The 8,653-nt window shown below is 51.0% G+C and carries 8 protein-coding genes; 2 read left to right on the forward strand and 6 right to left on the reverse strand.

Annotation, left to right across the window (positions count from 1 at the left end; genetic code table 11):
- Positions 1–122 precede the first annotated feature (122 nt).
- Together Q2J39_RS06100 and Q2J39_RS06105 are read right to left on the reverse strand one after the other, a co-directional pair.
- Positions 123–398, reverse strand: a complete 276-nt coding sequence (locus tag Q2J39_RS06100) for a hypothetical protein (RefSeq protein WP_288339465.1) — start codon at positions 396–398, stop codon at positions 123–125.
- A gap of 147 nt (positions 399–545) precedes the next feature.
- Positions 546–1,355 (reverse strand): hypothetical protein, encoded by an 810-nt coding sequence (locus Q2J39_RS06105; protein WP_288339467.1) that lies wholly within the window; start codon positions 1,353–1,355, stop codon positions 546–548.
- Between the two features lie 257 nt (positions 1,356–1,612).
- Between Q2J39_RS06105 and Q2J39_RS06110 the strand changes: the two genes are divergently transcribed.
- Entirely contained in the window at positions 1,613–3,781 is a 2,169-nt protein-coding gene (locus Q2J39_RS06110; RefSeq protein WP_230267654.1) for a Tex-like N-terminal domain-containing protein, read from the forward strand.
- Between the two features lie 159 nt (positions 3,782–3,940).
- Here the strand turns inward: Q2J39_RS06110 and Q2J39_RS06115 are convergent, their stop codons facing one another.
- The 4 genes from Q2J39_RS06115 to Q2J39_RS06130 all read right to left on the reverse strand — a co-directional run bounded on the left by Q2J39_RS06115 (position 3,941) and on the right by Q2J39_RS06130 (position 7,927).
- The gene (locus tag Q2J39_RS06115) at positions 3,941–5,176 is read right to left on the reverse strand and encodes a hypothetical protein (protein ID WP_288339469.1); all 1,236 of its coding nucleotides are present in this window, start codon (positions 5,174–5,176) and stop codon (positions 3,941–3,943) included.
- Positions 5,177–5,302: 126 nt separating this feature from the next.
- A complete protein-coding gene (locus tag Q2J39_RS06120; protein WP_230267652.1) occupies positions 5,303–5,725 on the reverse strand; it encodes a nuclear transport factor 2 family protein in 423 nt (140 codons plus the stop codon).
- 94 nt (positions 5,726–5,819) lie between these two features.
- Complete coding sequence (locus tag Q2J39_RS06125) at positions 5,820–7,709, reverse strand: heavy metal translocating P-type ATPase (protein WP_230267651.1); 1,890 nt, start codon at positions 7,707–7,709, stop codon at positions 5,820–5,822.
- Between the two features lie 2 nt (positions 7,710–7,711).
- A complete protein-coding gene (locus tag Q2J39_RS06130; protein WP_230267650.1) occupies positions 7,712–7,927 on the reverse strand; it encodes a cation transporter in 216 nt (71 codons plus the stop codon).
- Between the two features lie 239 nt (positions 7,928–8,166).
- Between Q2J39_RS06130 and Q2J39_RS06135 the strand changes: the two genes are divergently transcribed.
- On the forward strand, positions 8,167–8,523 hold the full coding sequence (locus Q2J39_RS06135; protein WP_300927452.1) for a helix-turn-helix transcriptional regulator: 357 nt from the start codon (positions 8,167–8,169) through the stop codon (positions 8,521–8,523).
- Positions 8,524–8,653: the final 130 nt, after the last annotated feature.

Here is an 8,653-nt window from a genome sequence, read left to right on the forward strand (position 1 = left end):
TTATAAGGCGCTCTGTGAACTTCTGTCAAAACGATGCCCGCACCATGCAGACTTTCCCAGAGCTTTTGTGCGAACCGGCAAAAGATAGAAAGCGGCTTCTACTTTGCCGGTCTGAATGCACCTTATCGGCGGCGAAAGCGGCGGGTCAGAACAGGAACCGCACAGAGGGCTGCCGCCAGCGTTGCCGCTGCCGCAAACAGCCATTCCGCCGGAAAACCTGGCATCGTCAAGCCGTCTGGAAAGAGCAGGATTTCGATCGCCGACTGCACATGGGCGATCAGAACCAGGATCGAAAAGCCGAAGACTACAGCCAGCGCAGCGATGCCGGCTTCGAGCAGAGCGATTTTCTTTCCGGATTTTTCGATGGTACCCGTAAGCAAAGAAGATTTGTTTTTCATAGTTGTACACCTCATCCTTCTCTTTTCGAAAAGAAACCGGCTTTCGATCGACCTTTGAGGAAGGATCGAACCGCTTTCTTTCTTTACCTGCATTTTACCGGCCGTAAACGAGGCCCTTTGGGATGGGGTGAATTTGGCAGAAATCGTTTAGCGCTTTGCTTCTTTCAGTTTCTTTCGCAGGGCACGAAGCTTCTCCTTGTCGTCATTGGAAATGCGCAGGCTTTCCACGCACTTGGCGATCGCCCGCAAACGAACATCCCGAGAAATCGCTGGATCCTCCAGAATGGACCAGGCCAGATCCGGCTTGTAAATCATCACTTCACAAAGCATCCAGCCCTTTATGTCGATCAGCTGTTTCGTGTCGTTTTGCCCTTTCGCCTGCAAAGCCAGATCGACCCATTGTCTGGCATCCGGCCGTTTTGGGGCCCGCTTTAAAATCCAGAGGAGACCAAGGCGCACAGCGTATTCGTTTTCGTTTTGGAGAAAATCGCTGGCCATGCTCAGCAGATCTTCATCGCTTAAATACCGAAAGCTCAGTCCGTCCGTAATCGCCCAGGATGTGCAGGCACACAGAAAATCTTCTGCGGCGCTTCTGGCTTCCTGTGGATCTCGAAGTTCATTGAGAAGACGAACGTGCAAAAGATCTTCTTCGTAATAGAGATGCGGCTTTTCCTGAAGAAATGCTGTCTTTTGCACCGGGGTCATTTTCTTTTTAATCGCATCCAGGTCCCCGACCCGAACGCCAAGAACGCGGGACGAATCGATCGTCGGCGTCAGCGAAGCGGAAAAGTCGGCCCGTCTGGGATTGGCGTACGCTTCGATCTGCGTACGAATGGGCAGCCTTTCTCTCGTTTCATCCAGCTCTTGTACGGGATCGTGTGCCTGTTCGTATACTTGCTCGTATACATGACCGCACATTGGCTCGTGTCCTTGTTCTTTTTCTGCATGAGTTTTCATGGCCTTTCTTCCTTTCTTTTTCGCCAATTCGTAATTGGAAATCCTCATTCTCTACAATATATATATTCGTCCAGATCCGTTGGCTTTTTCGTCGGCTCTATGCGGCGCATCCAGACGCTTTTGGAACGCTTTTATCCGCTTCGAGTTTCTTGTGAACTGCCCTTTGACTGGGCTTCAATTCAGCTTCGATTCGGCCTCGATCCTGCATCTGTCATCGATCCGATTGCATTCTCTCTTCTGGATGATATCCTGAAAAAATGGATATCTTAAAACGTACCGCCGAACTTCTCGGCCTGCCTGAGCGTCAGGTTCAGGCTGCACACGATCTGCTCGAAGAAGGAGCCACCATTCCTTTTATCGCCCGCTATCGCAAGGAGCAGACCGGTTCTCTCGATGAGGACCAGCTGCGAAACATTGAACAGACCTGGAAATACCAGACCGCTCTGCAGGAGCGAAAGGAAACCGTTCTGGCCGCGCTTCAGGAAAAAAGCGTTCTGAACGACGATTTGAAAAAAGCCGTTCTCGATGCTGCAACTCAGGCGGAGCTGGAAGAAATTTATCGTCCCTACAAGGAAAAGCGCAAAACCAAAGCATCCGCCGCGATCGAAGCCGGGTTTGGTCCGATTGCGGATTCTCTGTTCGAACTCAAAACCCGTCCGGATACGCTTGATGACGATACCCTCGAACAGGCCGGCTACATTCTCGCCGAACGCATTGCCAACACCCCTGCCGTCCGTCAGGCCGTTCGCAAGGAGCTTCTTGAAAAAGAATCCCTGACGAGCACGCTGAAAAAAGATGCCGAAGATCCGCAGGGCATTTATGAAATGTTCTACGACTTCACCAATCCGATCAAAACCATTCCGCACCATCGCGTCCTCGCTATGGACCGGGCGGAAAAGGAAAAAGTCATCACCGTATCCATTACCAGCGACAACGAAGACATCGAACGCCGGATCCGGCAGATCCTTTTTGGCCGCAAGCCGGTCAGCGACTGGATGATGGCCGTCATTCATGACGCGCTCATCCGTCTCATTCTGCCTTCCGTCAAACGCGAAATCCGCAGTGAGCTGCGCGAAAACGCACACAAAAAAGCCATTCAGGGCTTTGCATCCAATCTCGAACACCTGCTCATGGCTAGACCGTTAAAAGGACAGGTCATTCTCTCATGGGATCCAGGCTACCTGAACGGATGCAAGCTGGCCGTTCTTTCCAAAGAAGGCAGCCTGCTCCATACGTGCGTCGTCTATCCGTTCAAGCACGGATCCAAAGTGGCTCCGGAAGCCCGCTTTTATCAGGAAGCCGTCGCAAAAACGAAGGAACTGCTGCGCCGCTTCCATCCCACGCTGATCGTCATCGGCAACGGTACTGCCAGTCAGGAATCGATCGAACTGATTTCTTCGATTCTTCCCGAATTCCCGGAAGTTTCCTATGTGATCGGAAACGAAGCCGGCGCTTCGGTTTACTCCGCTTCCCCGCTGGCCAAGGAAGAATTCCCGGATCTGCCCGTCGAAGAGCGTTCCGCCATTTCCATCGGGCGTCGCATACAGGATCCGCTTTCCGAACTCGTGAAAATCGATCCCCAGTCTCTGGGCATTGGCGAATACCAGCACGATGTGTCCCAGAAGCAGCTGCGCGAAACGCTCGACTTTGTAACCGATAAAGTCGTTAACCGCGTCGGTGTCAACGTCAACACGGCTTCCGTCAGCCTGCTTCGCCATATCGCCGGTCTGAAAAAGCCGCAGATCAGCAAAATCCTGAAAGCCAGAGAAAACCGTCCGTTTACAGACCGTACGGAACTGGCGAGTCTGCTTTCCGATACGATTTATGAGCAGAGCATCGGCTTTTTGCGCATTCACTCCGGATCGAACCCGCTTGATAACACCGGCATTCATCCCGAAAGCTATCCGTTAGCCGCCCGGATTCTGGAAAAAACGAATCTGTCTTTAAACGACATGCACAGCGATGGGTTTTCCAGAACGCTCAAATCCCTGAATGCGCAGCGTCTGTCTCAGGAACTGGGCAGCGATCCGTATACGGTAAGCGACATTTTAAGCGAACTCGCCTCCCCCGGACTCGACCCGCGTGACGCGCTCGATGGCCCGATTCTGAAGAAAGGCATTTTGCATCTGGAAGATTTGCAGCCGGGAATGGAAATGGAAGGCACCGTCCGCAACGTCACAAGCTTCGGCGCGTTCGTCGACATTGGAGTTCATGAAGACGGTCTGGTCCATATTTCCCAGCTGGCAGACCGCTTTGTCAAAGATCCCAATGAGATCGTTCATGTCGGTCAGGTCGTACGCACCCGCATTCTTGAAGTCGATCCCAAGCGCAAACGGATTGCACTGACCATGCGCAGTCAAACGGCACCGGAAGCTTCGAATCGTTCCGCCGATCGCAAAAATCGCAGACTGCCAAAACGTCGATAGACGAAACAAAGGCAGGCAAAACGAAAATAAGCCAAAATAACATCAAAAAAAAACAGTCCTCGATTGCAGGAAGCGTTTGATCGCGTACCCGCAAAGAGGACTGTTTTTGTATGTTCAACTATCTGAATGCTCCGATATCTGGATGCTTCGAGTCACGACTCAGGCTTTTTCTTTTTTAAGCAGCTGATCGATGGTCGGACCCTGACGAAGACTGGGAAGCAGAGCCGACATGCCTGCATAAATATTGAGCAGGCAGAAGACGAGGAAGAAGAGGCCGCTGGCTTTGTTCATGTACGGAATTTTTGTCAGCAAGTCGATTCCGCCTGTTACAAAGCCCATGCCCGAGCAGAACATGGCCAGCGAACGATACGCCGGTGCCTTTCGCGTGGCCGGAATGATCGCGACCAGATACAGACCCGCAAACAGCTGAACCACCCCGAAAAACGTCGGCTGAATCGAAAAGTAAATCACGTCATGCAAAGACTGGAGCGAGAGCGTAGATCCTGCAAACAGACCAAAGCAGACCGCGAAAATCAGATTAAGCGAACCGTAAGGCGAACCTTTAAACATATTGATCAGGGCACTGCAGTAAAAGATAATGCCAAGAACGATACGAATAATACCGGCAGACATCACCGAATCATCGCCCAGACCGAAAAACGGAATGGCAAAGCTCAGGCTGCCAAACGTCGCGCAAATAAAGGCGACAATCATATCCGGGCTGCTCAGGCGTTCCTGACGCGGATGAAGCGGTTCTTTACTCGTCTTATCCGCTTTGGATTTCGGATAGGACGGCAGACCGGCTGTCTTCTCGCTTTCCTTAAAGAAGGATTTGCCTTCCGGCAGCGGAAAGCCAAACTCTTCGTACAGTCTGGACAGACCATAGTAAAAACTGAGCATCGCAAAGACAAACATCAGCCAGCCGCCAAGGACGAGAACGCCATGGAGTTCGAACGTATCACCGATGCCCAGGCAGAGCAGACCGAGGCCGACAATCAGTGTCCGCAGAAAAATATAGCCAGGCTGCATTCTTCTCCGCCAGGCAGCGCTGATCGTTAAGATAGCACCAATCATATACATGACCCCATAGAGGACCGGATGATACGGGGCGCCGATTACGCGCATGCCTAAGGCAACCAGCGTATCCACACCAGGAATAAATCCGAGAAGAATGGTTGCGAGAAGGTTGGTATTGCCGCGCGAAAAACCGCGGACCATGTTAATTAAAGAAGCAATCAGCGTACCCGCCGAAAGCAGCAGCCAGACCATGCTCAAGGAAAAGAGCGTCAGGTTGTCAATCGACGGAAATACCGAGACGTACCAGATCAGCAAGGCGAAAATCGCAAAGAAAAAGGCCAGGGCGCCATCTGGCGAAGCAATAGTAGAGCGTTTCATATGGATCTCCTATCCAGTCTCAAAACTGGATCGTTTAATTTTGTCCTGCCAAATGACGCCCTGTTCGCCCTCAGGCCTGATCCGGCAGAAAATGAAAAATCCGGGAAAGTCCCGGATTCTGCATGCTTAGCGTACCGATTTGGATTCGATCTGAATCGTACGTTTTACGATGTACCAGAAACCGTTGACTTTTACCAGCGAGTCAAGATAGTACACATATTCATCGGTGGTGACGATTGGATCGTTCGTGCGGGTTTTCACGATGCAGCTGGTAGCCGCTGTCGCACTCTGATCGAGATGAATCAGATCCACAACTGTGGAGCCGCTGTTATGGAAAATCAGATCATACTTTTCCATATGGCTGGCAATGTGTTCGCGGATAGCTTCTCTTCCGGTTAAATCGACCGCAGCCTTTCCATCTTCTTCAATCGTGAATTCTGCGTCGGCAGAAAAGGCTTCAAGGACTTTATTCAGATCCTTTTTGTCCAGATTTCTGGAAACCTCACCGATCAGTTCGGCGATCTCCAGCTTGTTTTCATGTTCTTTCATATGGATCCCTCCTTCTTCTATGATAGGAAAAACCACGCGATTGCGATCGAATGGTGCCCGCGTCCGCTCTTTCCTTCAAAAAAGCCGGGGCTGATTATTTCAGCTCCGGCGTATTGAGACGGTATTTGCGCGTACGCAGGGCACGCATGGAATTGAGAATGCAGAGAACGGAAACACCGACATCGGCGAATACAGCGCCCCACATGTTGACGATACCCAGTGCGCCAAGCACGAGCATCAGAATTTTAACGAAGATCGCGAAAATGATGTTCTCGCGGGCAATCTTCAGGGTGTTGCGGGAAATACGAATGGCGGTAATCAGCGAATCGAGCTGATCGTCCATCAGAACAACGTCCGCGGCTTCAATGGCCGCATCGCTGCCCAGGCCGCCCATTGCAATACCGACATCGGCCATGCCCAGTACCGGCGCGTCGTTAATGCCGTCGCCGACATAGGCGGTAATGCCTTCCTTGTTCTGAAGAATCTTTTCCAGCCATTCGACTTTCTGCTCCGGCAGAAGCTGGGCGTGTACTTCGTCAATGCCAGCCTGTGTGGCTACCGCTTCGGCGACACCTTTGGCATCACCGGTAAGCATGACGAATCGTTTTACGCCATATTTGCGAAGCAGATCGGTAACGGTTCTGGCTTCTTCTTTGGGCTCGTCAGCAACTTCAATCACTCCGGCAAGTTTCTGATCGCAGGCGGTGTAAACCACAGTTCCAAAGCCAGATCCTTTCGGCAGGTCATCGGCCGGAATGCCTAATGAAAGCATCAGCTTTTCATTGCCGACGGCAACCGATTTTCCATCGATCTGAGCAATGATGCCTTTACCGGCGACTTCTTCGACATTGGAAACGCCCTCTTTCGGGTTTTCCAGTCTGGCCGCACGCTCAATGCTTAAGGCAATCGGGTGCGTCGAATACGATTCCGCTTTCGCGCAGAGTTGTAAAAGCTCTTCGCGCGGTATGGATACCGGGGTAATCGATGTGACTTCAAACGTACCTTTAGTCAGCGTTCCGGTCTTATCGAAAACAATGGTTTTGACATCGGCCAGATCCTGCAGATATGTACTTCCCTTAACGAGAATGCCGCAGCGGGAAGCGCCGCCAATTCCGCCAAAGAAAGCCAGAGGTACGGAAATAACCAGAGCACACGGGCACGAAATAACGAGGAATTCCAGTGCGCGGTAAACCCAGGTTGCCCATTGTCCTGTGATCAGCGAAGGGATAATCGCCAGAGCGATGGCACTGCATACAACAATTGGCGTGTAGACACGGGCAAATTTGGTGATGAACTGTTCGGAACGGCTCTTCTTGTCGGTCGCGTTTTCAACCAGATCGAGAATGCGGGAAACCGTCGAGTTCGAGAATTCCCGGCTGACTTTGACATGGAGCAGTCCGTTCTGGTTGATGCATCCGGAAATGACTTCGTCGCCAGGACGAACCGTTTTCGGAACGCTCTCGCCGGTCAGCGCGGACGTATCGATTGAACCGGTACCGGTAAGAACCGTACCGTCCAGAGGAATGCGTTCACCCGGTTTAATGACAATCGTCTGACCGACTTTGACTTCATCCGGATCGACTTCCTTCACGGAGCCGTCTTCTTCGACCAGGTTGGCATATTCCGGACGGATATCCATCAGTGCGGAAATGTTCTTGCGCGAGCGCTCCAGCGCGTAGGACTGGAACCATTCGCCGACCTGATAAAACAGCATAACCGCTACGGCTTCAGAGTATTCGCCAAGAGCGAAGGCACCCAGGCTGGCTAAGGTCATCAGGAAGTTTTCATCCATGAAGTCCTTGTTTTTAATGTTCTTGAGTGTTTTCTTGAGAACACCCCAGGAAATGTAAAGATAGATGGCCAGATAGAGAAGCGCCTGAAGAAGGGCTGGCCATTGAATCCAGATTGAAGAAAGCGCAAGCGCTGCATAGGCCGCCGCGCTGATCAGGATTTTCCTGAGATTTTTCTTTTGTTTCTTTGTCATAGCTATCTGTAGATCACAACGTCATCATCGATATACGCCATGCGCTTCGCAATGGATTCAATGATGGCTTTCTGTGATTCGGCCGGGGCTTCAATGACGAGTTTCTGCGTCATCAGATTGACCGAGCACTTTTCAACTCCTTCCGTCTGTTCTGCACAGCTCTGCAGTTTCGAAGCACAAGTGGGACAGTCCACTTCGATTTTGTATGTTTTCTTCATAACGTTCTCCTTTTATGACTATGTTTTTTTTATGACTATGTTTTCTTCCCGTTTCTGGGATACATTGAATCACTTATTAGTTGAACAATTGTTCAACTATTTACGTTTCTATTATATCGACTCTGCATGGGTTTGCAACAGAAACATCCCCATTTTCTGAACGGATTTGAATGGCCTTCTGGGGCGGGCTCTAGAGAATGATTTCGCGTAAAAAACGGATCATGCGGTATGATACAGGCATGAATACGCATGAACCTCTGTACGAAAGCCTGGATCAGGCAGCCGTAGAAAACGCCATTGAATCGCTTCCCTGTCCGGAAATTCTGGAACGGCTGGCGGATTTTTATAAAGTCATGGGCGATCAGACCCGGCTGAAAATTCTGATTGCGCTGGAAAAGAAAGAACTGTGCGTGTCGGATCTGTGCAATGTGATCGGCATGTCCCGTTCCGCGGTTTCCCATCAGCTCAAGGCGCTTAAAGCCGCCAAACTGATCCGCAGCCGGAAAGACGGAAAAGCTGTGTACTACTTCCTGGATGACGAACATATCCATTCCGTTGTGAAAGTGGCCCTCACCCACATTCTTGAAGAAGATTAGTTTCTTTTTCAAAGCCGCTTTGGTCCGCCGATTCCATTCGGTTTCCAACGCGCAGAAAAATCCCCGAAAGATATCGGATTTCTCCTTTATCCTTCGGGGATTTCATTTTGTCTGGCAGCTTCCTATCTTT

Origin of the sequence: uncultured Allobaculum sp. (assembly GCF_948576815.1) — a bacterium.
In the GTDB taxonomy this organism is placed as follows: Bacteria; Bacillota_I; Bacilli_A; order Erysipelotrichales; family Erysipelotrichaceae; genus Allobaculum; species Allobaculum fili.

Bases quoted from the DNA above. Each gene is read 5' to 3' on its own strand.
- Q2J39_RS06100 (WP_288339465.1), bottom strand. From the start codon at position 398: ATGAAAAACAAATCTTCTTTGCTTACGGGTACCATCGAAAAATCCGGA.
- Q2J39_RS06105 (WP_288339467.1), bottom strand. From the start codon at position 1,355: ATGAAAACTCATGCAGAAAAAGAACAAGGACACGAGCCAATGTGCGGT.
- Q2J39_RS06135 (WP_300927452.1), top strand. From the start codon at position 8,167: ATGAATACGCATGAACCTCTGTACGAAAGCCTGGATCAGGCAGCCGTA.
- Q2J39_RS06120 (WP_230267652.1), bottom strand. From the start codon at position 5,725: ATGAAAGAACATGAAAACAAGCTGGAGATCGCCGAACTGATCGGTGAG.
- Q2J39_RS06115 (WP_288339469.1), bottom strand. From the start codon at position 5,176: ATGAAACGCTCTACTATTGCTTCGCCAGATGGCGCCCTGGCCTTTTTC.
- Q2J39_RS06110 (WP_230267654.1), top strand. From the start codon at position 1,613: ATGGATATCTTAAAACGTACCGCCGAACTTCTCGGCCTGCCTGAGCGT.
- Q2J39_RS06130 (WP_230267650.1), bottom strand. From the start codon at position 7,927: ATGAAGAAAACATACAAAATCGAAGTGGACTGTCCCACTTGTGCTTCG.
- Q2J39_RS06125 (WP_230267651.1), bottom strand. From the start codon at position 7,709: ATGACAAAGAAACAAAAGAAAAATCTCAGGAAAATCCTGATCAGCGCG.